The sequence below is a fragment of the Candidatus Nanogingivalaceae bacterium genome (assembly GCA_015257795.3).
GTDB lineage: Bacteria > Patescibacteriota > Saccharimonadia > Saccharimonadales > Saccharimonadaceae > Nanogingivalis.
Window position 1 is genome coordinate 570597 of the sequence record CP072208.2, and the last position, 25617, is coordinate 596213.

General features: G+C 35.2%; 29 protein-coding genes and 4 tRNA genes. 8 read left to right on the top strand and 25 right to left on the bottom strand.

Features of this window, described 5'->3' with window-relative positions; all coding sequences use genetic code 11:
* Positions 1–4: 4 nt before the first annotated feature.
* The 11 genes from secG to HXK94_003005 all read right to left on the bottom strand — a co-directional run bounded on the left by secG (position 5) and on the right by HXK94_003005 (position 9926).
* Complete coding sequence (gene secG / locus HXK94_002955) at positions 5–226, bottom strand: preprotein translocase subunit SecG (GenBank protein QTI96614.1); 222 nt, start codon at positions 224–226, stop codon at positions 5–7.
* Between the two features lie 5 nt (positions 227–231).
* On the bottom strand, positions 232–603 hold the full coding sequence (locus HXK94_002960; protein QTI96198.1) for a phage holin family protein: 372 nt from the start codon (positions 601–603) through the stop codon (positions 232–234).
* Positions 604–660: 57 nt separating this feature from the next.
* Positions 661–737 (bottom strand) — tRNA-Lys (locus tag HXK94_002965).
* Between the two features lie 45 nt (positions 738–782).
* A complete protein-coding gene (locus HXK94_002970; protein QTI96199.1) occupies positions 783–1247 on the bottom strand; it encodes a hypothetical protein in 465 nt (154 codons plus the stop codon).
* A 29-nt stretch (positions 1248–1276) separates the two neighbouring features.
* On the bottom strand, positions 1277–2377 hold the full coding sequence (gene dnaJ / locus HXK94_002975) for a molecular chaperone DnaJ (GenBank protein ID QTI96200.1): 1101 nt from the start codon (positions 2375–2377) through the stop codon (positions 1277–1279).
* Between the two features lie 42 nt (positions 2378–2419).
* Positions 2420–2764, bottom strand: a complete 345-nt coding sequence (locus HXK94_002980; GenBank protein QTI96201.1) for a hypothetical protein — start codon at positions 2762–2764, stop codon at positions 2420–2422.
* A gap of 87 nt (positions 2765–2851) precedes the next feature.
* On the bottom strand, positions 2852–4732 hold the full coding sequence (dnaK, locus tag HXK94_002985; protein QTI96202.1) for a molecular chaperone DnaK: 1881 nt from the start codon (positions 4730–4732) through the stop codon (positions 2852–2854).
* A 666-nt stretch (positions 4733–5398) separates the two neighbouring features.
* On the bottom strand, positions 5399–7762 hold the full coding sequence (locus HXK94_002990; GenBank protein ID QTI96203.1) for a phosphoketolase family protein: 2364 nt from the start codon (positions 7760–7762) through the stop codon (positions 5399–5401).
* 244 nt (positions 7763–8006) lie between these two features.
* Entirely contained in the window at positions 8007–8534 is a 528-nt protein-coding gene (locus tag HXK94_002995; protein QTI96204.1) for a nucleotide exchange factor GrpE, read from the bottom strand.
* A 10-nt stretch (positions 8535–8544) separates the two neighbouring features.
* Entirely contained in the window at positions 8545–9168 is a 624-nt protein-coding gene (locus HXK94_003000) for an NAD(P)H-dependent oxidoreductase (GenBank protein QTI96205.1), read from the bottom strand.
* 14 nt (positions 9169–9182) lie between these two features.
* On the bottom strand, positions 9183–9926 hold the full coding sequence (locus HXK94_003005; GenBank protein QTI96206.1) for a hypothetical protein: 744 nt from the start codon (positions 9924–9926) through the stop codon (positions 9183–9185).
* Between the two features lie 148 nt (positions 9927–10074).
* Here HXK94_003005 and HXK94_003010 point away from each other — a divergent pair, with 148 nt between their 5' ends.
* Positions 10075–10413 carry a hypothetical protein gene (locus HXK94_003010; protein QTI96207.1) on the top strand — a complete coding sequence of 113 codons (339 nt, stop codon included), beginning with the start codon at positions 10075–10077 and terminating at the stop codon, positions 10411–10413.
* Between the two features lie 305 nt (positions 10414–10718).
* Entirely contained in the window at positions 10719–11009 is a 291-nt protein-coding gene (locus tag HXK94_003015; GenBank protein ID QTI96208.1) for a hypothetical protein, read from the top strand.
* A gap of 41 nt (positions 11010–11050) precedes the next feature.
* Here HXK94_003015 and HXK94_003020 read toward each other — a convergent pair whose 3' ends face one another.
* The 7 genes from HXK94_003020 to HXK94_003050 all read right to left on the bottom strand — a co-directional run bounded on the left by HXK94_003020 (position 11051) and on the right by HXK94_003050 (position 16294).
* The gene (locus tag HXK94_003020) at positions 11051–11779 is read right to left on the bottom strand and encodes a hypothetical protein (GenBank protein QTI96209.1); all 729 of its coding nucleotides are present in this window, start codon (positions 11777–11779) and stop codon (positions 11051–11053) included.
* A gap of 12 nt (positions 11780–11791) precedes the next feature.
* Positions 11792–12370: a hypothetical protein gene (locus HXK94_003025; protein ID QTI96210.1), complete on the bottom strand. Its 579-nt coding sequence runs from the start codon at positions 12368–12370 to the stop codon at positions 11792–11794.
* Complete coding sequence (locus tag HXK94_003030) at positions 12358–13041, bottom strand: DUF2268 domain-containing protein (GenBank protein ID QTI96211.1); 684 nt, start codon at positions 13039–13041, stop codon at positions 12358–12360. The genes HXK94_003025 and HXK94_003030 overlap by 13 nt, the downstream gene beginning before the upstream one ends.
* 62 nt (positions 13042–13103) lie before the next feature.
* A complete protein-coding gene (locus HXK94_003035; GenBank protein QTI96212.1) occupies positions 13104–13811 on the bottom strand; it encodes a YebC/PmpR family DNA-binding transcriptional regulator in 708 nt (235 codons plus the stop codon).
* A 91-nt stretch (positions 13812–13902) separates the two neighbouring features.
* Complete coding sequence (locus tag HXK94_003040) at positions 13903–15276, bottom strand: FAD-dependent oxidoreductase (GenBank protein ID QTI96213.1); 1374 nt, start codon at positions 15274–15276, stop codon at positions 13903–13905.
* Positions 15277–15287: 11 nt separating this feature from the next.
* Entirely contained in the window at positions 15288–15557 is a 270-nt protein-coding gene (locus tag HXK94_003045; GenBank protein QTI96214.1) for a hypothetical protein, read from the bottom strand.
* Entirely contained in the window at positions 15554–16294 is a 741-nt protein-coding gene (locus HXK94_003050) for a hypothetical protein (GenBank protein QTI96215.1), read from the bottom strand. Before HXK94_003050 ends, HXK94_003045 begins: the two co-directional genes overlap by 4 nt.
* A gap of 319 nt (positions 16295–16613) precedes the next feature.
* On the opposite strand from HXK94_003050, the gene HXK94_003055 reads away from it, so the two are divergent.
* A tRNA-Met gene (locus tag HXK94_003055) sits at positions 16614–16690 on the top strand.
* A gap of 115 nt (positions 16691–16805) precedes the next feature.
* Here the strand turns inward: HXK94_003055 and HXK94_003060 are convergent.
* Both HXK94_003060 and HXK94_003065 read right to left on the bottom strand, forming a co-directional pair.
* Positions 16806–16883: transfer RNA gene (locus HXK94_003060), tRNA-Met, on the bottom strand.
* 52 nt (positions 16884–16935) lie between these two features.
* Entirely contained in the window at positions 16936–17376 is a 441-nt protein-coding gene (locus HXK94_003065; GenBank protein QTI96216.1) for a hypothetical protein, read from the bottom strand.
* Positions 17377–17416: 40 nt separating this feature from the next.
* Between HXK94_003065 and HXK94_003070 the strand changes: the two genes are divergently transcribed.
* A tRNA-Ile gene (locus HXK94_003070) sits at positions 17417–17492 on the top strand.
* An 87-nt stretch (positions 17493–17579) separates the two neighbouring features.
* Here the strand turns inward: HXK94_003070 and HXK94_003075 are convergent.
* The 3 genes from HXK94_003075 to HXK94_003085 are packed head-to-tail and all read right to left on the bottom strand — an operon-like array spanning position 17580 to position 20135.
* On the bottom strand, positions 17580–17822 hold the full coding sequence (locus HXK94_003075) for a hypothetical protein (GenBank protein QTI96217.1): 243 nt from the start codon (positions 17820–17822) through the stop codon (positions 17580–17582).
* Positions 17823–17855: 33 nt separating this feature from the next.
* Positions 17856–18539 (bottom strand): hypothetical protein, encoded by a 684-nt coding sequence (locus tag HXK94_003080; GenBank protein ID QTI96218.1) that lies wholly within the window; start codon positions 18537–18539, stop codon positions 17856–17858.
* A 36-nt stretch (positions 18540–18575) separates the two neighbouring features.
* Positions 18576–20135 carry an excinuclease ABC subunit UvrC gene (locus HXK94_003085; protein QTI96219.1) on the bottom strand — a complete coding sequence of 520 codons (1560 nt, stop codon included), beginning with the start codon at positions 20133–20135 and terminating at the stop codon, positions 18576–18578.
* A gap of 144 nt (positions 20136–20279) precedes the next feature.
* Between HXK94_003085 and HXK94_003090 the strand changes: the two genes are divergently transcribed.
* From HXK94_003090 to HXK94_003105, 4 genes are all read left to right on the top strand, one after another.
* Complete coding sequence (locus HXK94_003090) at positions 20280–20564, top strand: hypothetical protein (protein QTI96220.1); 285 nt, start codon at positions 20280–20282, stop codon at positions 20562–20564.
* 60 nt (positions 20565–20624) lie between these two features.
* Positions 20625–20885 (top strand): hypothetical protein, encoded by a 261-nt coding sequence (locus tag HXK94_003095; protein QTI96221.1) that lies wholly within the window; start codon positions 20625–20627, stop codon positions 20883–20885.
* Between the two features lie 60 nt (positions 20886–20945).
* Positions 20946–21185, top strand: coding sequence for a hypothetical protein (locus tag HXK94_003100; protein ID QTI96222.1), 240 nt, complete (start codon positions 20946–20948; stop codon positions 21183–21185).
* Between the two features lie 141 nt (positions 21186–21326).
* Positions 21327–22253 carry a helix-turn-helix transcriptional regulator gene (locus HXK94_003105; GenBank protein QTI96223.1) on the top strand — a complete coding sequence of 309 codons (927 nt, stop codon included), beginning with the start codon at positions 21327–21329 and terminating at the stop codon, positions 22251–22253.
* 51 nt (positions 22254–22304) lie between these two features.
* On the opposite strand, the gene HXK94_003110 is transcribed toward HXK94_003105, so the two are convergent.
* Entirely contained in the window at positions 22305–24203 is a 1899-nt protein-coding gene (locus HXK94_003110) for a fructose-bisphosphate aldolase class I (GenBank protein QTI96224.1), read from the bottom strand.
* A 65-nt stretch (positions 24204–24268) separates the two neighbouring features.
* Positions 24269–25594: an FAD-dependent oxidoreductase gene (locus tag HXK94_003115; GenBank protein QTI96225.1), complete on the bottom strand. Its 1326-nt coding sequence runs from the start codon at positions 25592–25594 to the stop codon at positions 24269–24271.
* Between the last annotated feature and the right edge of the window lie 23 nt (positions 25595–25617).

The window sequence follows — 25617 nt, forward strand, 5'->3', positions numbered from 1 at the left end:
ACCCCTATTTAGGCAAAAGTAAAATTGTAAGAATTGATGCTACAAATATAAATGCAAAAAATATCGTAGCTCTAAAAATACTTTTCTCTACCCCGCGTCGCTCTGTGTACAATTCACCGGAAGCACCAAAGCCAGCACCAAGGGTCGCACCACGCTGTTGAAGTAAAATTAAAAGCATTGTCAAAATACCCGAAATTACGGTCGCAAATTGCAAAATAACATTAATATTCATTACAAAGTCTCCTTTTCTTTATCAATACCAAAAAATTGGCTTAAACTATAATTCAACAAACTCATCGCCGCACCAACTATAACAGAATTCCAAAATCCCATAGAAATATTTGGCGCCAAAATCATTGAAATCCACACAATTAAGCCATTTACAATTAATGTAAAGAAGCCAAAGGTTACAATAATCATTGGCAATGATAAGATTGTAAGAATAGTTTTTAGCGAACTATTAACAACCGAAAAAATCAGACCGGCTAAAAAGAAAGTTCCTGCACTATGGTTACTGACATTTCCAAAAATTGAAACTAAAATCCATAGCAAAAAACTATTCAAAAACCACCGATTTATAAATGTTATCAATTGATCTTTCACATTACCATTTTAACATATTTCAACAATAAAAAAAACACCTTTTGGTGATTTTTAAATTGGTGGGTCTGATGGGGTTCGAACCCATGACACCCTGCTTAAAAGGCAGGTGCTCTAACCAGCTGAGCTACAGACCCGTGCACTAACTGTATTTAAGAGTATATCTTATTTATCAATAAAAGTCAAGACTTTTTCTCGTTTTTCTTAAATTTAACTGGCGCAATACTCAAAATTGAAAGCACAACGCCAGCCAATATCACCCAGTTCATCCAATAGCCTAAAAAGATAGCTATATTTTTAGACATATTATCTAAAACAAAAACTTTTTCAAAATATGGTAACAACAATAAAAATGCAAAAAATGCAGAAAATGCAGAAGAAATAACCCTAATAATCCAATTTTCTTGCTTTGGGTTTTTTGTCAAAATTAATAAAGCTGGTGCTAAAATCAAGACAATCCCAACAATTCCACTTAGTGTTAATTCTGGAATTGTTAAATTTGAAGTTGTCAAAAAATTCGTAATTTCTTTATTCCAGTATTTATTAAGCACAACCCCAGATAAAACTACTAAGTTGAAATATCCCATTTTTCGTTGCGAAAGTGTCAAAAAAACAATCAAAATCGCAATAAATATTATTGTTATCATAATTAATATTATACTCTATTTTTCAATTTTCAAAACAATGACTTTTTAGATTTTTTAAATTCTTTAAGAAGTTCTTTTTGCTTCTTCGAAAGTCGTGTTGGAGTTTCAACAATAATCGTTACAATGTGCGCACCACGTTTATCATTTCGAAGATATGGAACTCCGTGCCCAGAAAGCTTAAAGTCAGTGTGGCTTTGTGTTCCAGCTGGAACTTTCATAGTTAATGGGCCATCAATAGTTTCAACTTCGATTTCAGCGCCCAGAGCAGCATCAACCATTGAAATCTTTTCTTCACTTAAAATTAAGCTACCCTCTCGAGTGAATTTTTTATCCGCTTTAACCCTAATATTTACATATAGATCACCGTTTTGACCACCTTTAACAGCCTCACCATGACCAGAAAGACGAATTGTTGCGCCATCATCAATTCCTGCTGGAATTTTAAGTTTAATAGTTTGTTTCTTGCGAGAGATTCCGCTTCCACCACAAACTGAACAATTTTGTTCCGGAACTTCACCGCTGCCACTACATGTCGGGCAAGTTACCGTTTGCTGAATTGGTCCAAAAAGAGTTTGAGTTGCTCTAGTTTGTTGGCCGCTTCCATTACAATCTGGACATTTTTTCATTCCATGGCCAGGCTCTGCACCAGAACCTTTACAGTGTTCACATTTACTGTCTAAATTTAACGCAATTTCAGTTTCAGTACCAAAAATAGCTTCCTTAAAATTGAGCGTTAATTCTACTTCAACATCTCGGCCTTTTTTAGCTTGAGACCCTCGATTTTGCGAAAAACCACCGCCAAAAATTCCATCAAAAATATCACCAAATCCACCGCCAAAATCAAAATTAACATTTTGTCCAGAAAATCCATTAAATCCTTCGAAAGGATTTCCACCAGAGAAACCGCCAGAATTTCCACCAACTCCGGCATGCCCAAATTGGTCGTAACGTTGACGTTTTTCTTTGTCTTTCAGAACTTCGTAAGCCTCATTCACTTCTTTAAAGGCTTTTTCGTCACCGCCCTTATCTGGGTGAAGTTCAATAGCTTTTTTTCGAAAAGCTTTTTTAATTTCATCAGCACTGGCGTCTTTTTTAACGCCCAAAATATCATAATAATCAGCTTTGCTCATATATTTATATTATATCAAATTAGCACTTAAAGCGCAAGAGTGCTAATTTTCTTCAAGTTTCGAAAGTTTAAACTCTAAACCAGAAATTTCAACGCTCAATTTGTAGCTCTGCTCACTTAAACGTTCAATTTCATAATCTGCTCTATCTAAAAAATTCCCATAAGAATGAACATCACCCATTTCTTCCGGATCAGCCTCTCGAGTAAGTTTTAAAGCTTCTTGAATCTGTGCCTGAATTTTCTCATCTTGCTGTTCAAGTTTGGAAATTTTATTTTTAATTTGCTCAATTTCTTTTTGTCTTTCCGAACTTGGATCAATTTCCGAAAGCTCTTCCCAGCTATTTTGCGAATTAGTTTGATATTTTTTATTTTTATTAAAATCTTCCATGAAAATATCTTATCAGATTTCGAAGCAAATCGCAACAAACTAAAAGACGCCCGATTATTCGAACGTCTTTTAAGGAAAGAATCTTAGTTATTTTTTATCGATTACTTCGCCCTCAACAGGTTCATTGTCTTTCTTATCTGATTCTTTGACATCTGAAGCTTCTGCGCTTTGTGCTTGATACAATTTAGCACCAATTGGCATAATTGCATCTTGAAGATCTTTCGAAGCTTTTTCAAGCTCATCTTTATCTTCAGAATTTTGATGTTTTTTAGCTTCTTCAACCGCTTTCGAAATTGCTTCTTCATCTTCTTTCGAAATTTTATCTTTAAATTCGCTTGGCATTTTTTCAGCTTGATAAATAGCATTTTCAAGTTGGTTTTTTGCATCAATTATTTCGCGCTTTTTCTTGTCTTCGTCTGCGTGAAGTTCTGCTTCTTTTTGAGCTTTTTCAATATCTTCTTTACTCATATTTCCTGAGTTTTGAATTGTAATATTATTCTCTTTACCAGTTCCTTTATCTTTAGCAGTAACTGTTAGGATTCCGTTCGCATCGATATTGAAAGTAACTTCAATTTGTGGAACTCCGCGTGGAGCTGGAGCAATTCCTGAAAGCACAAACATTCCGAGTGATTTGTTGTCAGCGGCCATTTCACGTTCACCTTGAAGTACATGAATTTCAACTTGCGGCTGATTGTCAGCGTAAGTTGAGAAAACTTGCGATTTCGAAGTTGGCACAGTTGTGTTTCGATCAATCATTGGAGTTCGAACGCCACCAGCAGTTTCGATTCCAAGAGTCAAAGGTGTAACGTCAAGAAGGAGCACATCTTTAACATCTCCAGCCAAAACACCACCTTGAATTGCAGCACCAACAGCCACAACTTCATCAGGGTTTACACCTTGAGTTGGTTTTTTACCAAAGATTTTTTCAACTTTTTCAACTACGGCTGGCATTCGGGTCATACCACCAACCATCACAACTTCAGCAATATCACTAGCTTTTAGATCTGCATCTTTTAGAGCTTTTTCAACAGGATCAGCTAGTCGCTCAATCAAATCAGCAACTAATTCTTCGAGTTTTGCTCGAGTTAGAGTGTATTCAAAGTGTTTTGGACCATCTTCATCAGCTGTCAAGAATGGCAAGTTCACTTCATAAGATATTGTCGAAGAAAGCTCTTTCTTAGCTTTTTCAGCTTCATCCTTCAAGCGTTGCATTGCAGCAGAATCATTTTTAAGATCGATTCCTTCTTCTTTTTTAAATTCTTCTAAGAAATGGTTCACAATTCGGTTGTCGAAGTCTTCACCACCGAGGTGTGTATCACCGTTTGTTGAAAGAACTTCAAACACGCCATCAGCAATATCAAGCACTGAAACATCGAATGTTCCACCACCAAGGTCGAAAACAGCAATTTTTTCGTCTTTTTTACCATCCAAGCCATAAGCAAGTGCGGCTGCAGTTGGTTCGTTAATGATTCGTTTTACCTCAAGACCTGCAATTTTACCAGCATCTTTTGTTGCTTGACGTTGGCTGTCATCAAAGTAAGCTGGAACGGTAATCACAGCTTCGGTAACTTTTTCGCCCAAGAAAGCTTCGGCGTCAGCTTTAATTTTCGAAAGAATCATCGCTGAAACTTCTTCTGGTGTATATTCTTTGTCACCCATTTTCACGGCAACACCATTACCTTTTTTAACAATTTCGTAAGGCATAATTCCGAGATCTTTTTGAACTTCCTCGTCAGAATATTTTCGTCCAATCAAACGCTTTACGCCATAAATTGTATTTTTTGGATTTGTTACGCGTTGACGTTGAGCAACTTGGCCAACCAAACGATCACCTTTTTTATTAATCGCTACAACTGATGGAGTAGTTCGATTTCCTTCCGCATTTGTAATCACTTCTGGTTTTCCGGCAACCATGTAAGCAAAAGCACTGTTGGTTGTACCAAGGTCAATTCCAATAATTTTTCCCATTCTATCCTTCTTTCTTTTATTAATTATCACTGCAATTTCTTGCGTTTATTATCTTATTTTTGGCGCGCCTCGTAGTTCTCTCGCGCCATATTTAAATTATACGCTTTTAGCACTCACAAGTCAAGAGTGCTAATGATGTATTATTTACAATATTTATTATTAATACCCTTTATGCTATAGTTAATATTAAATATTTTTATTTATGCAACAATAGCGCTCTTAGTTTGCGAGCGCTATTGTTGTATTATTTAGATATTTATTAGATACCGTATATTTGACATAATTAAAGTAATATATTATAATTATAAAATCTAGGTAAGTCCTTTAACTTTCTAGAAGTTTAGAAGTAGAGGTATTAGTATCTACTTCATGCAGTTTTCTTTTTGCAAATTGAATTCAATTTTAGAAACAAATGAATTTAATTTTCGAAACAATATCAAGGAGGAAAGCCATGGATAATAAATTCCCTTGTCCAAAATGCGGATCTTACGATATAGAAATTTCATATGCTACACTTTCAGGTCTAGATATGCCTACAGCAGTCTACGGTTTTACTAAGTATGATTATGTCTGTCATAAGTGTGGAGGTTCTGGATATCATTGGATCGCCCCTTAAATCCCATCATAGAGTGATGGGATTTTTCCTTTTTAGATATAAATGTATTACTAATAAAATTTCAAATATCCCCAATTCTCTATCTCTGGCGCGTCTACTGAATTTTCTCGCGCAAAGCGTAAAGCATCATCTTGGCGTTTTCGATATTCTTTTACAAGACTCTCAAAAACTTCATCACCTTTACTAACCGAATTTAAGGCTCTCGCTGCAATATCATATCGCGATACTTTATTTCTCGCAAGCATATCAAACGGTGTAGTTGTTGAGCCTTTTTCTTCATACCCATTAATTTGAATACGCGCTGGATTTTGATAATCAAATAAAATTGATTTGAGAGTTTTAGCGTATCCGTGAAAAGCAAATATAACTGGCTTATCTTTAGTAAAAATCTTCACAAAGTCGCTTTTCGAAAGCGTATTTTCGAAAGTTCCAATTCCTTTTCCACAAAGCGCCTGAATATAAACCAAGCGAATCTTAACTTGCGCAACATCATGAAGCAAAACTTGAAGTGCCGCAACTGTTTCTTTAAAGACATAATCACCACTTGCCGCCAAAATTAAATCCGGTTCATCATCTTCCAAAATTGAATCCCAATCTGTAATCTTCTGATTTTTCCAACTATCAAAAATAAATATTCCGCCATTTTCAAGCTGTTTTTGCGCGCTTTCTAGAGAAAAATATCTTGGCTCTGGCGTTTTTCCCGCAACTAAAACATTGATATTATTTCGAGATTTTAGCATTTTCGAAATCGACACAACCGCAGAGTTGTCATCCGCCGGCAAAAAAATCTGTCCAATTCCATTTTCGCGCCGCAAAACTTCATCAATAAAGCTTGGATTTTGGTGCGAAAAACCATTGTGATCTTGACGCCAACCAGTTGAAGTTAGAATATAATTCAAACTTGCTAAATCACCTCGCCATTTTACCTCTTTCGATTGTGCCAAAAACTTCGCATATTGATCCATCATTGAAGAAATAATTGGCGCAAAAGCTTCATACGAAGTTAAAATCCCGTGTCGACCAGTTAAAATATATCCTTGCAAAAGCCCTTGTAAGCAGTTTTCACTTAGAATTTCCGTCACCCGACCATTTTTTGCCAAATCCTTTTCCCAAGGTTTAATTTCTCGTTGCCAAGAACGTGAAGTTGCTTCAAAAATCGCATCTAGTTTATTTGAATAGGTTTCATCTGGGCTAAAAAACCTAAAATTATCAGGGTTTTTTTCGAAAACTTTCTCCAACAAACCACCAACGGCATTCATTGCAAGAGATTTTTCGCCTAGCCCTTCAGTAGTTTCCGGCAATTTTAGCTCTTTAAAATTCAAATTCGCATCAATAAAACGATTTCGGCCAATTCTGCTTGAACTTTCTGGCAAAAAGTCATTAAGCCATTCCTTAAATTCACCTCGCTTATAATCAAAAAGCTCATCAAACTTATATGATTTCATCCAATTTTCAAGTTTTTCAAGCTCATTTTTATCTGTTTTTGCCTTTAAAAGAGGCACTTGGTGTGCAAGTGAATTTCCTTCAATTTTTTGACCATTATTTTCCTTTACACCCGAGCTACCTTTTTTGCTTCGCATAATAATCATTGGTAAACGGATAAATTTATTGTTTCGCCCAAATTTTATTCGCGAAATATCTCGAAACGCATTCGAAAATACATTCGAAAGTTCCAAATCAAAATCTTCTGCGGAATATTCATCGACAATTTTAGGCTCCCAACCAGCTCCATGAAAAAATTGAATTAACTCAAAATCACTCATTGAACCAAAGATCGTTGGACCCGAAATTTTATAACCATTTAAATGTAAAATCGGCAAAACAACCCCGTTTTCAACCGGATCAATCAATTTATTCAAGTGCCAAGAGGCTGCAATCGTTCCGGTTTCAGCTTCACCGTCACCAATTAAAGTTGTAATTACTAGGTTTGGATTATCTAAAACAGCACCAAAAGCGGTAGACAATGAATAACCGAGCTCACCGCCCTCAAGAATTACACCAGGCGTAAATGGGCTGGCGTGCGATGGAAAACCGCCCGGCCAAGAAAAGTTTTTCGAAATATACTGAATTCCGCTACGATTTCGAGCAGCATTAATATCAAATTTCGAAAGAGTTTCTTCAAGAAAAAGATTCGCTTGAAGTGCCGGAAAAGCATGGCCAGGACCAAGCATAAACGCTGTTTTTAGATCACTTTTAGCAAAATCTAGCTGTTTTTGCATATTTAAAAGATGTGCATAAACATGATTAACACCCGGACAACTTCCCCAATGACCAAGAAGCCGAGGTTTAATGTCTTCAGAAGTTAAGGGGCGCTCCAACAGAAAATTGTCTTGCAAAAAAATTTGCGAAACCGTTAAATAATTTGCCGCACGAATAAACTTTTTAATATTTTCAAGATTTTGCCCACTATTCATATGTTATATTTTATCATATTTATGCTTAATTTTAAAGTTTCAAAATTAAAAACCGCCTAATATTAGACGGTTCGGTTATAAGAGGATAGGCTTCCTCAAGACAAAAAGAAAAGTACGGACTCTAGCTTTTTAAAAAATCATTTTGGTAGGAGGCTAATCCGCGAGTCCCAACCTTCTAGAATAAGGCGAAACGGATCAACGCTTATAATAATATCACATTCCTTATATTTTGTCAACGATAATTTTATTGTCTTCCAACTTTAACCATTGCGGCCCGCAAAACCTCACCTTTTAAAGTGTATCCTGCGCGCAATTCTGCTAGAATAATTTCTTCTTCACCCTCAGAGTCTTCATCAAATTGAATTGCTTCGTGAAGTTCAGGATTAAAAACAGTTCCTTCAGCGGAATTAATTTTTTCTACACCAATTTTAGAAAGGTTTTTATCAAGATTTTTACTCATCTTAACAACATTTTGCGCCCAAGCATTTTGTGCTAATTCTTCTGGTAAGTGCGAAATTGCTCTTTCAATATCGTCAACCATTGGAATTAACGCCAAAATAGCTTTCTTTTCACCTAAATTTTGTGCATTCGAAACTCGACTTTCCACATTTTTACGATAATTCTCAAAATCTGCTCGCGTACGCTGTAAATCGTTTTTTAGCTCCAAATTTTCTGCGTGAAGTTTTTCCGCTTTAGAATCTTTTTTAAAAAATCCACCTTTTTTCTCATCTTTCGAAACTTCTTGATTTGTATTTAAATTATTATCTTTCATACTTTCCTCCTTAAATTTTACTTGCATGTTTTGCAACTTTCTCTAAAAATATTTCTCGAACCTCCAGTGTATTCGGCTCCCGGTTCATATCTCCCAAATTCATTACTTTTCTAGTTTTTATACCACAATGATTCAATACCGCATTTTTTAAAACTGCAATTCCATAGCTATCTGGTACGCTAATGATTCCGCTAAAAATTTTATACCACCAACTTGGCCCTTGAGATGTTGTGATAATATCAGCAGTTTTACCCTTTAAAAGCTTTTTAAATTGCTGACCAGTGATAAAGTTTAATATAAAAATACCTTTATGATTAGATGAATATGCGACTCCAGGCGTAAAAACACGATCAATCCAACCCTTCATCAAACTTGGCATTGAGCTCCACCAGATCGGATAAATGAAGATTAGGTGATCCGCCCATTGAATTAATTCTTGCGAACGTGTGATTTCAGCGTCCTCTTCCATTCGCTCTCGATAGCCAAAACGCAAAACTGGGTCAAATTTCATATCCGCAAGATTTAGAGTTTCAATTTCATGCTTTTCATTATCAAGATTATCTATAACTTTATTAAAAATAGCTGTGCTAAAACTCTTTTTATCTGGATGACCGTTTATCACTAGAATATTCATTATCTCTCCTTAAACTATAATATCTCTTCTAAAAATTCACCGGTTTTTTGAACTAATCGCACTACTTTTCCGTAATTCTGACGAGTTGGCCCAAGCACTCCAATGTAAGAATTTTCCGAAAATGGACTTTCGAATTTCGAAATAATCAAACTTGCACCCGAACTTTTACCGATTGGATTTTCGCTACCAATATAAACATTCAACGGTTCATTTGGCGCAACTTCACGCAGCCAAGGTTCAAGGTTGTCTAATAGCTGAGCAACAGATTGAACCGCCTCACCGCTTTCGAATTCTGGCTGTGAAAAAAGATTATAAATTCCGTTCATATAAAGTTGGTCGCCAATCGTTGCAAGACCAAGATTACCAGTAATCTCGACTAAAGAATCCACCGCCGAACGAATTGCATGATCAGCACGATCATTCTGAGCTGAAACCCGCGAAGAAATTGCACGAAAACCTCTTAGATTATCTTTTGAATTGCTTGCATTGAGTAAAATTTGCTCGTCTCCACCTTGGTTTTCTTCCGTTAATCGATTAACATAGAATCGATACCCTTTATCCGTCGGAATTCTGCCAGCGGAAGTATGTGGCTGAGTAATTAAACCGAGCTCCTCCAACTTAGCCATCTCTGAACGGATCGTTGCACTAGAAACTTCGAAAAGTTTAGCTAAAGTGACTGAGCCAACCGGGCTGGCAACCTCGGCATATTGCTCAATAATTGCAACTAAAATTTGCGTTTGTCGCGGCGTAATATTCATATTTTTAGTTTAGCACAAATTAGCACTTAGGTCAATAGAGTGCTAATTCTGTATTTTCAGAACATTATACTTGACTTTTCCACTTCTGCATGTTATAATTATATTGTTTTGATTTATGTCAAAAAGTTTTTTCAAGGAGGACAAGAATATGCCGAAAATTACATCAACTTCATCTGTTAGCTCTAAAAGGATTGCACACGCAATCAATGAAAAGTTCCGCGAACAAACGCTAAGTTCCAACAAGGATGAGCTAACTGGATTTGGTAGGTTCTGCCGCGAATTCTATAATCTTAACCCAGATTTGGATTTTAAGTTTAGGCTCGTTGATGATAATGGAAATACGCTATATGCCATATGGCTCACAAGTGAAGCTTGGCAATCTATGAAGATTCCTGAAGGCTATTTCTTCGGTAAGCCGTGTGGATTTTCTGATGGTGTATTTAAAACTGCGGTTTTTGTCGACCGTCGCAGAAAAACTTATTTCTAAGTCCCCGTGCAATCCCGTAAAATACGGGATTTTTTATTTTTCCTTATTTTTTATACCCATATAGAATAATCTCGAAAAGCGCTTTATTTGACTTTTTGTTGTATTTATGCTATAATTAAAAAGTCTTAGTAATTACTAAGAAGTAAGTTTTAAAGAAGAGTTATCTGGAATATCATCTATTCATTTTTCTAGATTTTCATTTCCGCAGATGGGTTTTCAATGTCTGAAAGCTCGCCCGCGGAAATGAAAACCGCCAAAATAATGAAAGGCTTTCACTAACAAGAGTGGAAGAAGAGTGAGAAAAAATGGCTAAACTCAGTAGAGAAGAAATGATTCGACTAAATCCTGGAATAAAAATGGTTTTTGGAAGAACCCATGATTGTAGGGGTTATTTAGTACTATTCAGTGCTTTAGATTTTCGTAATTTAATCCTACCAAAAGGGTGGAAGATTGATGCCGAAAATGGTTTAACAGATAAATATTTTACTAATGGCTCATACGGTTCATATCCAGTATTTATAAAAAATGTATTGGTCGCAGGACCAAAGATAAATATTGACGAAAAAACGGATAAGGCTGTTATTTACAGACCATAGCTCTTCTAAACCCGCAAAAAATGCGGGTTTTTTCTTTTATTTTATTTTTGCAGTTCTAAAAATTTACTCTTAATATCTTCCAAAAGCTTTCTTGCTCGCACACGCACCTCGATGTCTTTATAATTAAACTCAACATCTTGGTGCATAATTTGGTTAATAATTCGCGCCGTATTTCGAAAATCATCATTCAAAATAAAGTGAAAATATGGCACTTCGAGCGCCTGTTCTAGTGAAGAAATCGCTTCTGGCAAACGTTTTTCGAAATCTTTTTCGAATTCTTCTGCGCTTGAATACCGGTTCGCGAAACGCGCTCGCCAAGTTTCAAAATCTGGTGGCAAAATGAAAACTGCAACTACATGCTCGCTCATTTTTTTATATTCTGCAATTCCTTGAATATCAATATCCGTTACAGAAATCTGCCCGTTTTGATTTGCTTTTTCAATTTCTGCAACACTTGTGCCATAAATCTTGCCGTGAACAAATTTCGCCTCAATAAACTCACGCTTTTTAAGCATTTCTTCGGCCTTCTCTTTCGAAATAAAGTTATAATCAACACCATCTTGCTCAAGATTACCATTATTTTCACGAGGAGCACGCGTTGTGTGGCTCACAATATCGCGATATTCTGGGTTTTTCAAAAGATATTTTTTAGTCGTGTCTTTTCCTGCACCAGAAATTCCCGCAAGCAATAAAACTCGAGAACTCTCAACTAGCGAAATTGCTTCGGGCGGTGTTTGATAATTTTTTACAAGAAATTCAAGGTTATTCATCTTAAAATTTTACTATTTTTTTTGGATTTCGTCAAAAATTTCTTGCTCAGAAATTTCATTTAATTTTCGATCTTTAACAATTTTTGAAATAATTTCGGCCGCAAAAATTCCAAGAAGATCCTGCTCAATTTTATTTTCACCATTCATATATTTATCAAAATCATAGTTTTTGGCATTTTTAGAAAATTCTAAAAAATCTTTTTTAATCTCTGGCGAAAGTTTGATATTTTTTGAAATTCCAGCCAAATAAAATCCTCCGCCAACCGCCAAAATATCCATTAAAAATTCGTTTTTAAAATTTAATTTTCGCAAATTCTCACTTGTGACAGCTCGAATTATCGCGTTTCGAATATCAATATTGCGAATATCTCTAAAAATCTCACAAATTTCAAAAGCAGCATGATTTTGGCGACGATAAAAATCAACTCCATCGTCAGAATAAGTCCAAATTTTTCGGCAGAAAACCAAATCATAACCTTTATTATCACCAAATTGTGGTCGTAAAATTCGCATCGCCTGCCTATAACTTGAGCGCAATTTCTTGCGGAAAACTTTATTGTTTTTAAAATTTCCCAAAATTATTTTTCGCATTTTAGAATCTCCTTTTTGGCAAATTTAATAAATTCCATTGTTGGAATTCGCACGGCTTCAATCGGTTTAATTTTATGAGATTTACAATATTCACCAACCAAAAAATCACCAATTTTATAGCCCAAATTGTGTGGAAAATCAGGATTTTCACCATTAAAGTTATACAGCCATGCATTATAATCGTAGTCTTTTTTATTTTCACAAATATCAATCGCTTCAGTAAGCCGCTTTAAGATCATTGCTTTTTCATTTTTATTAAAATATAAAGATCTATCCTTCCATTGTATATTAATTTCTTTTCTAATCTGCTTCTCAAAACCCAAAGCCAAACCCTCTGGAATTATATTAGCCATTAGCCAAAGATCTCGCTCATAAAATCCTCGATAGACATGATTTAATTCATGAAAAATTAGCCATACAAAATCTGCTTCCGTAAAGTTATCATCGTAAATTTGAATTTCTGCACAGTTATCGACAAGATAACCAACACCCATCAATAGCTCATTCTCTTTACCTATAATGGACGGCTTTTTCTCATGGGCAAAATAAATATCAACATTATTCATTTCCGGAAAATATCTTTTAAAAAATGGTTTATATTTCTCGAAATATCGTTTAATTTTTGCACGTATTTCAAGGTTTATATCTGAATTAAAAATTAAATTAAACATGTTTTCCCTTATAATAAAATCGAGACTCTTAAAATTAAAAGCCCCTTTCGGAGCCTTTAAAATTAAAATTTAGCATTCGTATGAACATTCACCACGTCATCGACATCATCAAGCGCATCCATTAGTTTTTCAACTTTCGCACGAGTTTCATCGTCGGTGATTTCAACTTCCATATTTGGTACATATTGAAGCTCAGCTTCTTTCACAGTTAGACCTTTTTCAATTAGTTCTTTTCGAACTTTCATTAGATCTTTCTGATCTGTATAAACTACAATTTCACCATCTTCTTCAACTGCATCTTCTGCGCCAGCATCAAGAATTTCAAGTAGAGCGTCTTCGCCCGTTGCTTCAACTAAAATAACACCTTTTCGAGAGAATTGAAACATCACACTTCCGGCATCGGCGATTCGACCACCGTTTTTCACCAAAGCTGTTTTTACTTCAGGCAAAGTTCGATTGCGATTGTCTGTTGCAGTTTCAATAACCAACCCAATGCCGTTTGGGCCATAGCCTTCATAGGTGATTTCCTCAAGTGCTGCTGCATTTTTATCGGCAGCTCGCGCAATCGCACGTTCAATATTTGCGTTAGGCATATTTACTGCGCGTGCTTTTTCAATTGCGAGTGCTAAGCTTGGGTTCATATCTGGATCAGCACCACTGCGCGCTGCAATTGCTATTTGGTTTCCGATTCGTGTAAAGATCGCGCCTCGTTTTGCGTCATTCACACCTTTTTGTCGTTTAATTTTTGACCACTTATTATGACCAGCCATAATTCTCCTTAATTTTTATCTATAAATCTTTACCTATTTTAACACTTTTTGGCTAAAATTTCAAATTTTGAAAGCAAAAATATAGCTGCTTTTATCTAACTCGGTGTGCCGCTACACGAATAATTTCACTCCAGCTCAAAAATGGTTGCGGAATTTCAGCTAACTCTCGAGCTGTCATTTCATTTCGAATTGCTAGGGAAATTTGCGCAATAATATTCGATGCATCTGGTGCGACAACACTTCCACCGATGATTTTTCCTTTTTTATCACAAATAAGCTTCACGAATCCATTGCTAAAGTTTTCAATATTACTCTTTGCGATTAGGTTCAATGGCGCAATCGCAGTTTTATATTTTAAGTCTCGCTTCAAACAATCATCTTCACTTAAACCAACACTTGCGATTTCTGGCCAGGTTGAAATCGTTCGAGGCGCAAGTGGAAAATTAACCGCCATTTTTGATCGAGGATGTAAAATATTATGCGCAACTGTTCGACTTGAAAGCAGAATCTCAGATGTTTGCATTTGCGGATTAACAACTCCTCCAACGGCAAAAATATGTTTCATTGAAGTTTGCGCAAATTCGTTTACTAAAATGCCGTCCTTAGAATATTCAACATGAGCATTTTCGAGACCAATATCTGTATTCGGAGTCCTCTCACCAACAACCAAAATCTCATCAACACGAACAAATTTTTCCGCTCCACCACGTTGAAAAATCACCCGTTTCATTAGCCCATCTTTTTGAACCGCTAAAACACGTGTTTGTGGCAAAACATAAACATGATGTTCTTCTACTAAAATATTTTCTAAGGTAATTCCTACTTCCTCATCTTCTTTAGGTAAAATTCTAGCTGAAACTTCGCTAATATAAACCTTCGTGCCGAAAATAGCTAAAAATTGCGCAATCTCAACAGCCTCCGACCCTCCGCCAATAATGAATATACTCCTTGGTGGACGTGAAATTTCGAAAATTGTTTTAGGAGTATAATACCTTACATTCTCAATATTTTTAACATCTGGGATTGAAACTTTCGAACCAGTCGCAATCAAGAAATTCTTTGCAGAATAATGCTTTTGGTTAATTGAAATTTCATTTGGTGTTAAAAATCTTGCCTCACCACGAAAAGTTGTAATTCCTAGGCTTTCAAAGAACTTTTGGTTATCATGAGCACCAGTTCGTTCAACTGCGAGTTTTCTCCAATTAGAAATCATCGGAAAGTTGTAGGTCAAATTTGCCGAGCGAAGACCCATTTTTTCTATTCGCTTAGCTTCGAAAAAAGTTTTCTCTACTTTCGAAATTGCCGCCAAGGGAATATCGCTATAATTTGGTGATTCACCACCAAAAAGGTCATTCTCAACAACCGCAACATTTAAACCAGCCTTTGATGCAATATTAGCGGCAGCAGAACCGCCAGCACCACTTCCAAGCACAATCAAATCAAAATCAAATTTTCTTTTTACCATTTTCATACTCCTTAAATTATGCTTTTGAAATTTTTATATACATATGCAGCCTCTGGGTGAATCTTTTGTAATATTCCACTGGCTTGCCTTCGAATATCATCACTAGTTATCTCTGGCTTATTTTTTTGCCAATCGGCAAACTCAAGAAGAGTTTTTTTAACAAATTCATTGCTTTGACCTTCTGGAGATTTTACTATCAAAAAAGTTTCGCTTAAACTTCTCTGTAGTTTTTTATAATCAAATTTTTCAATTTTTCCGTTTGACTTAACTACAACCCTCACAACGAAACTCCTAAAATCTCTGGAGTAAATATAACAACCCCTACAATAAAAGCTAAAACTATCATCCCTAGGCCAGATACAAATTGCAAAAATCTTTTATTCATATTCCGCCAAACCTGAATTTCAGAAATTGGATGACCACCAGATATAATACAAGCAATACTAAAAATCGGTAGATTTGAAATCAAGACATAGATAACTAAAATAGCAAACTGGAATGCAGGCGAAACCCTTGACGCAAATAATGCTGAAACTACTAGAGGAGCAAAATAGAATAATAATTCGCTCAAAACGCTAATTACCCCCAAAGCAAAGGCTTCAGCTGAATGTTTAGTTTTACTTGCGCGATTATTTAAATACTTAGCAAGTGGCCGAGGAACCCAAAGTTCTGTTCCATCTCGAATATTCTTCCCTCGTCGATAATAAAAAATCCAAGTAGCAACACCTGCAGAAACTAATATCCCCACCAAAACAGCCCAAACAACCTTCGAAAATACAAAATTATAAAATATTCCACCAAAATGTGCAAAAGTAGAAAAAATCAAAATTGTTGAACATATCGAGCCTAAAACTAATGACATTGAAAGTTTAGTTAACTGAAGTTGAGATTTTTTACGGCTTAATGTATGTCCACTTAAAAGTGTTAAAACACTGATACTCAAATGGAAACTAGCGTGCACCATTGCCGCTAAAATCACCACCAATAAAATCATCCAATTATCCATAACCTTTATCATAAATTATATTATAAGCACGAGCGAAAATCAAGGAAAATGTTTAAGTTTTTTCTAAAAGAGTCTTGACTTTTTTATTTTTTTGTGTTATTATAAATAACGTAATAATAAATAAAACAAAAAAGGAAAAAATACATGGCACAACATGAACGAATGGCCTCATGGGATAGGCACCGAACAAAAAAAGAACTTCGAAATTTTATTGATGCAAGAATTTCTCGCTTTGATGAATTTGACGATTTAATGTAAAAACTAAAGCTCCTAAAATTGGGAGCTTTTCTATTGAATTTTTTTTCTAGATATGCTAAAATAGACTCATTGTGGTAGCGTAGCTCAGTTGGTTAGAGCGTAGGACTCATAAGCCTAAGGTCGCAGGTTCAATCCCCGCCGCTACTACCAGATATTATTTTAGGTTGCTGTAGTTATTACATCAACCTTTTTTATTCAACACATATTACATATTAGAAAAACAACCTCTTAGTTAGCGAGAGGTTGTTTTAAAAAAATAATTTCTTGGTTGCGGGAGTAGGATTTGAACCTACGACCTCTTGGTTATGAGCCAAGCGAGCTGACCAGACTGCTCCATCCCGCGATATCTGTTTTATATTTTATCACAGAGCCCACCAAGAGTCAATAGTTTTTACTTATTTTGATGATTTTTGCGCATTTCCGCCAAAAATAAAGTTCATCCACTGTGTAAAATTAGACTGTTTAGAAGTTTCAGCTTGTTGTTTCTTCTTTTCTTCTGGATACTTAGGAAGCACTAAAACGTGCTCGCCCGGTAGTGCAAGCCCAAGCTTTTCACGTACCGCTAGCTCTTGATATTCTGAGCTCTTTAAATATTTTTGCTCATATTGTAATGTTTGATAGTTGATCTCCTCAATTAAAGCCTGCCTTTGCTTTAACTCAAGCTTTTTCTGGATAGCGTAATTTTTTTCCATTGCAGAAATACTTCCCCAAACCCAAACAATCGAAACAACTATTACACTCCCCATGATAATATTACTCAAAGTTAAAATATCGTTCGAAAAATAATACTTCGCACGACGAGTTTTAGTTTTTAAATCGTTTACGTTTAATTTCACTATTTAATTTTATCATATTTTTTGTTATAATTAAATAGTCGGGGGATTAGCTCAGCGGTTAGAGCAGTCGTCTCATACACGATTGGTCGCTGGTTCGAACCCAGCATCCCCTACCAAATTCGCCTAATTGGCGTTTTTTTATTTTTGCTTAAAATTCAACAAAAAACCGCCCCATCTGGATGGAAGCGGTTTTCATAAATCAATTATTTCTTTCGAGAAACTGTCAAGAATCCATTTCGTGGATTTTCTTTTACAATTCGATCTTCTGGAAGATCGCAAGGTGTTCCTTTATCGTTTTTTTCTTTTTTAGCAAAGAAGTAAATTGTTTGTGGTTTTCCGCCACGCAAAGTTACTTCACTTTTGTGCAAATAATATGTAATTCCTTTTGAATTTGTTTGACTATAAGCCATTTCTATCCTTTCATTACTACTGTTGTATATTTTCATTGTATACTAGTTATTAAGTAGTGTCAAGAGTTTTTATACTTTTGGCTTATATTTTTTTAGAATAAGCTTAAGAATTGTCGTAATCATCATTTTAACTATAATCATAATTATAATTATAAACGCGAGCAGAGTTGTCCAACCAGCAAGATCTGGCGACCAAAGCGGTGCGATAAACGTATAAACATATTCTGATTCACGTAAAGATTCAACTTTTAATTGTCCTTGGGTGCTTGAAGGGTATTTGTTTTGCTCGTTCAAGATACATTGTTGATATGCTAAAGAGTATCCACCGCTGAATCTTGGCCTACAAGCTTGCTCGGCTTTTTTAAAAATATTTCCGTTTGGGTTATTTTCGGCAGCATCACGAGCGGCTTGCTCGGCTTTAGCTGAGTCAATTTTATAAATATTAGCCCAAGCAACCTTAACTTCTCTATTAATTTTAAACCAATGCGTTTTATCGCTATACACAATTCCACCACTATTCATATGTGCATGAACATAATTAGCAAACTCAATTGTTGCCTTTCTAGTAGCTTCAACATCACCAGCTTTATCTGCTGCCTCAACCGCTTCTCGCCGGCGAACCATTCCAACATTATTCAATCTTAATGCAGTCAAATCAACAAAGATAACAAGCAAAAGCAAAATAAACAACTGCCAATTTTTTAGCGATTGTATCTGTTTAAGACGTTTTTTAATCTTGCCTTTACCCACCATAATTCTTATGTCTATTTTATCAAAAACTTTCAAAAATTACAAATTTTGCTTAATTTTTTCAGCTAATTTTTCGCCAACTATTTTCGAAATCTCACTAACCGGGGCTTCACGAATTCGCTTCACTGAACCAAATTTACGCAATAATTTTGCTCGTGTTTTTACACCAACTCCATCAATTTTTTCTAAAATATTCTGCGTTTGTTTTTTTGTACGCAAATTCGAATGATAATTAATTGCAAATCTATGCGATTCATCACGAATTCGCTGAAAAAGTTTAGTTAAATCACTAAATTCAGAATTATTCTCGCCCAGTAAATTTCTAGCATGCCCATGCGAATGACTTTGCGATAGATGTAAATTCAAAACCAGGAAATCGCCTTCACACCGAACCGAAAAATCTTCACCCCTTTTAGATAAATTTTCATTAAGCCAATCCGTTTTTAGATTAGTATTTCTAGTGTCAAAAATAATTTCCTCATCCCGCTTAGCTATTCCAATTGCTAAAATATCACTCGGTAAAACTTCTAACGCCACGCTCAATTGGCCTTTTCCACCATCAATTAAGACTAAATCTGGCCGTGCCCATTTTTCATTACGTTTCGAAAATCGCCTCGTCAAAACTTCTTTCATATGTAAAAAATCATCATTTCCACCAGTAGTCATTTTAAATTTTCGATACTCGCGCTTATCGCTTAAACCGTTCGAAAAAACCACCATAGAGGCCACATTATTTTCGCCTCCTGTGTGTGAAATATCATAAGCCTCAATTCGCCGCGGAGGATTTTCAAGAGAAAGAATTTCTGCCAATTTCGAAAGCGCATGATCTTTAGAAATATCCAAAAACTCCTCATTTGAAAAAATAACCTGCTTACCAAGCTCACTCAAATCCCGCAACTGATTGCGTTTTTTTGCCGCCATTTCAAAATTCTGTTCACTCGCAAAATCAAACATTTCTTTTTCAATTTCAAGCTGGAGCATTTTTCGCTCGCCCTTCAAATACCTTGCGAGTTGCTGTAAATTGCGCCTATATTCAGCCTTTTTTTGATTAAATTCCTGCGAATCTTGTTCGAAATTTTCCAGTCCTGGCGTTAACCCAATTTGGAAATCTAAACTATTTTTTGCTGGCATCTTTTCGCTCAAATAGTACGGAAAAACTTTTCGAAGCAACCGCACCGATTTTTTTACCGCATTTGAATTATAAAACGGCCCAAAATATTCTGCCGAATCATCAAGCGGATTTTTGGTAAAACTGATATGTGGAATTTTATCACGAAAACCAATTCGCACATAAGTTGGCGATTTATCATCTCGCAAAAGAATATTATATTGAGGTTTATAGCGTTTAATCATCTCGCTTTCCAAAAAAAGCGCATCCATTTCAGTTTCAACTTCAATCCAATCGGTCATCGCTATTTCTGCCACTAAAGCTTGCGTTTTCGAATCTTTACCGCGTGAATTTTGAAAATATTGCCGAACACGATTCTTTAAATTTGCCGCTTTTCCGACATAAATAATTTCGTCTTTCGAATTTTTATGAAAATAAACGCCAGCAGAATTTGGCAGATTTTTCAATTTTTCGGCGAGTTTGGTGTTCATTTTATTATTTTAACATTTTTTCGATAAAAAGTCTTGACAAATAGTAAAAAAAAAATGATAAAATATCCTTGAATTTGAAAATTGTAGTAGAATATCAGGTTAACCGAACTATTCGGTCGCACTTTTTAGAAAGAGGTGGCAAAAATGCCAACTAACGACAACGATGCAACTTTCGGAATGGGTCAAGGTGAAGGAAGTGGTGGAGATCGCAGCTGGTCAGCACCAGTCCATGCCGCAGACTCTAACGGCAATCCAGTAACAGTATCCTTCGGTCAGGGTAATCAAGAAGGTCAAACCCTAATTGCTAGCGGTCATAATAATTTTCTTGATTTCTACGGGGATAAAAATGCTGGCGTCCAACCAAATCACGACCACTACGGCAAAGATGGCAATACTGGCAAAAACGGAGATCGTGGATCCTGGTGGTAGTTGTCGCAATGACTGTTCATTTTTGAGCAGTCATATTTTATAATATATAAGGGGAGTAAAATGATGAACAAAACAACACTCTACAACAGTTGGCTAGATAGCCTTAAAGAATCTCTCGATAATCAAGATGCGGAAAAAGCCCAAATAATAGCCTCGAAAATTTCAACCGAGCTACATTCAGATTACGATAAAAATTCACCGATTAGTATAATTGGGTTGAACGAAATCGCCGACTATATAATAAGCCACCTATTAAATTCGCCCAACGACAAACAATCTTATGACGAAATAGTGAAATTTTATAACGAGCTAAAATCATAATCCGCCTAGAGTAAGCCAAAACTTGCTCTTTTTTATAAAATATTTTATAGTTAAATTATCATGATTATCGAAAAAGCAAAATTTCCAGATTATCATTACGAATTTTATTATTCTATTTTTAAAGATGGCTCTGAATACTTTTTAGAATTTGATTTTTATGGTCCAGAAATTGATTTTTCGAAAAATTCAGAAGTTACAAAAGAGATTTTCGAAACAATCGGCGTTAATTTTATTGATTGGAAAGTTAAAAATAAATTAGCAAAAGTCCAGCTTCATTTTCCTGAAAAAGCTTATAATTAATCAATTTTTGACAATGCAAGCAAATTTAACATAAAATCAATCTGTTTTGTTAAAAATTTTAGCAATATTTTTTGCAAATATAAAGCAAACTTGGTAGCTGCAATTGAGTCTTTTTTGTATAATTAGTGTATAATATTTAATATGAAAGGACAAAAAATGTTTAGTCAAAATTTACAAAAGCTACGTGCTTCAAAAAATATTTCACAAGAACAACTTGCCGATAAAATTGGAGTTTCGCGACAATCAGTTTCAGCCTGGGAAAGTGGAAAATCTTCACCAGAGCTTGAAAAGTTAGTTGCTATAAGTAATCTTTTTAATATTAGTTTAGATGAATTAACTGGTGAAATTTCAACCAAGAAAATAGATTTCGATAAAGAAGACTATAATAAAACTTATAGAAAAATTGCTATAATCCGATCTTTAGGAATTTTTATTTTATTCTTAGGAATCACCCTCGCTACTTTTTCTTCAGGATATGATTTTAAAATGCGACAATCTCTACTTTCAGATTCAATGCCAGATTTCTCTATACTTTCCAGTATCGTTCTAATGTTGTCACTAGCAATCGCAGTACCATTATTCATCCTCGCTAGAAACTTTGATAAAACAGCAATTGAGAATCTTGCCGAATCTAATACAAAAATTAACGAAGTTTTTTCGAAAAAAGAAATTCAAAACGCTGAGAGTATCGAAAGCTTTAGCAAAATGGCTCTTGTTTCGATAATCTTCATTGCTATAGCTAGCCATCAAGTTATCTACAATTTTACAAATCTTGGCGGAAGAAGTGCATCAACGATTTTTATGCTCTTACTTGGAATTGGACTTTCTATATCAACCTATGGTAATTCTATTTTTGCTAAAATTAGCAACTTTAACGAAATCGAAAGTGAAAATAAAGAGAAAAATCGAAAAATTGGCCTTTTCGCGGCTATTACAATGATGTCGATTACAGCAATTTATTTAACTTATAGTTTTATCACTAATGATTGGTCTTCAGCAAGAATTTTTTATCCTGTAGGCGGTATCGCAGTTGGAATTTTTGCAGTAATCACTAACCATAAAAAATAAATAACGAAAAAACGCTCAATTTATAAACTGAGCGTTTTATATTTTCGAAAATTAGTTTTTATATAGTGCATGCGAATTTGCTGCAACACGTTCAAGAAACAAAAGCTGTGCCTGAGAAACGTTTTCAGCTTTACCAGCCCAAGCTTGCAATGCAGGCAATTGAAGTGCTCTAGCATAGCTGTATGTAACCCCCCAATCAAAAGGACCAAGATTTGTAATTTCTTGCAAATTATCTGTTGCTTGAGTCGGTGTTTGACCGCCAGACAAGAATACAACACCCGCTAATTCTTTAGGAACAGAATTTTTCAAGGCCGCAATAGTTTCGCGTGCAACTTCTCTTGAAGATGATTGAATTTCATTTTCAGAACCAGCAAGAACCATACCCGTTTTTAAGATTGTTCCAGCAAGATCAACTTTAAAGATTTCTAATTCTTTAAACAGACTCTTCAAAATCTTTTCAGTAATCTCACGACACTGCTTTATCGTATGGTTTCCTGAATAAACAACTTCTGGCTCTACAATTGGTACAATTCCATATTTTTGACAAGCTTTCGCATATTGAGCCAAAATTCGTAAATTCGCCTCAATGGCAGCATCGCTCGGAGTTCCTTTTTCTTTATTTATTTCAAAAGCAACTCGCCATTTTGCAAAGTCAATATTCATTTTTGAATATTTTTCAAGCTTTTGGTCCAAAGAATCTAAACCTACAGAAATAGTCTCGTCCTCAAAACCAGCTAAAGGTCGAAGTCCACCATCAAGTTTAACTCCAACTAAAATATCTCGGTTTTTTAGATATTCAACAAAATTAACACCTTCAGAAGTATTTTGTTCAACAGTTTCTTCAAATAGAATAATTCCGCTTAAATAATTCTCGATATCTTGAGTTTTAAAGAACATTTCCCTATAAGCTCGGCGATTTTCAAAATTATCTTCAACGCCAATACTTTCAAACTTTTTATGGATATTTCCACCAGATTCATCCGCTGCAAAAATTCCTTTTGGTCGAGCGACTAGGCTTGATGCAACTTTATGTAATCTTCCTTTAATATCCGGCGTATCACTTATGATTTCAACCGGTAATTCATAGTTTTTACGATTTAGGATTTGTTGCGCATAAAAAGGTTTTAGAACATCATTAAAATCTGATTTATTCGCAATTGTTAGCGCTAGCCGCAAGCTCTCTTCTAAGTTAGAAGAGTTTGAAAAGTTTTCAGCCACAAAAGCAGCCTGAAAAATATTGCTCTGATAAAAAGAATTCAATCCAAAATCGGATTCTGCGCTAGCAATTTTTTCTTTATTTCCAACAACTATTTTAGCTCCGTCAAAAATAACTATGCTACGAACACCAACCTTCAATAAAGATTCAACAACGGTTTGGTAATTGGAGTAATCGATTAAATCGCTTAAATTTTGTTTTCGAAAATCTACAAAAACTAAATTCGCTCGAACAAAGAGCTCCCTTGATAAGTCTTGATCTAGATCGGCAATGTTATAAACCAGCTCGATTTGTCGGTTTTCAGATAGATATTTTCGAAAATCCATTAAATAAGATTCCGAAAAGTTTGTATCCGCGATATAGATTAAGTCTGGTGCATAAGGTGGAGAATTCCATTTTGTTTCGCGTGGATTGCTTGTTAAGATAAAACTCTTACCCTTATATGAAACGATAAATCGTTCAACTAAGGAATCGTTAATTTCACTATATTCAAATTGAGATATCCCTTTTGGATTAGCATTCGAAAAAGCCTTGAAATGAGCAGCGGTAAAAATCTTCTCGCTTAAAATTGTACCACCAAAAATACCAGCTTTCTTTTTATAATTCAAAGTAGAGTCATCAAAAGTTAAATCGTAATGAAAATCATTAAGTTCATCTTTGTATATTTTTTGATCTTGAATATCTAGAAAACTGTCTTTTGTTGCATTTCCAATCGATAGAATCGTCGGTTTCATTTCCCACCTTTAAAAATTATTATGCTTTTGTTTAATTATAACAAATTTTTAATACCAACGCAAATCTAAAGATTAAACAAGTCATTTAAACTTTCCGCAACAGTTGGGTGTGTAAAGATTTGATCTCGCAAAACTGTATAATCCAGATTGGCATCGATTGCGGTTTTTATAATATTTATCACTTCTGGTGAATTGTAGCAGAACAAAGCTGCGCCTAAAATTTTATTCGTCTGTACATCAACTACAGATCGCAAAAGTCCTGTTGTCTTAAACTCGAGCTGAAGCTTTGGAACCGCTGCGGCTGGAATTTCTTTCACTTTAATTTCGAAACCTTCTGCTAGGGCTTGCTTTTCAGTTAACCCAACTTTCGAAAATGGAACCTGCAAGAAAACTGAATTTGGCAAGTTTTTGCGGCTATTTAAAGAATATTCGCCATTACCATAAAATTGCGAGCGTAAAATTCGAAAATCATCCAAAGAAGCATAAGTGAATTGTTCTTTTCCGCGCACATCACCAACCGCCCAAACTTTTGGATTTGAAGTTTGAAGTTTTTCGTCCGTCCAAATTCCACCATTTTCAAGCGTTTTAATTCCCGCTTTTTCAAGATTCAATTTCGAGATTGCAGGTTTTCTTCCAATCGAAACCAACACTTTGTCAAACGCAAAATTTTCGCCATTATTTTTTACTAGAATTCCATTTTCAGTATTTTCGAAAGCTTCAATATTTGCATTAAATTCAAAATTAACACCTTGCGAAACTAGAAAATCATAAATCGCTTTTCGCATCGAGTCATCTTCATCGGCTAAGATTTTATCAAACTTCTCAAAAATTGTAACTTTTGTGCCTAATTTTGTGAAGGTTGAAGCAAATTCCAAACCAATAAATCCACCACCAATAATTGCTAGATTATCAATTTTTTCTTGGTTATCAAGAAGTTCTGTGCTTGTAAAGATTTTTGAATTTTGCAAACCTTCTTCAATTCCTTCAATTTTAGGAATAAAACTTTCCGCACCGGTATTAATGATAATTTTATCGGCCGAAAGCTCAAGTTTTTCACCATTCGATTCAACTAAAACCGTGTTCTCATCTAGAAATGAGCCAAAGCCATCAAAAACCGTAACCAAATCGTTATCAGCCAACATGTGATAGTTTTTTAAGTTTAACCGCTTAACAACATCGCCTTTACGCGAAATCGCTTCTTCGAAAGTTAAATTCTCGCTTGCCGCAACCGCTAAAGTCTTCGTTGGAATACAAGCAATATTAATGCAAGTTCCACCATACATTTTTGAAGATTTTTCAACCAGAGCAATCTTTTCACCTTTATTTGCTGCTAAAACAGCTAGCGTTTTTCCAGCCTTTCCAAAACCAATTATAACTTTATCAAATTTCATCTTACCTCTTTTCTCTTTCTATT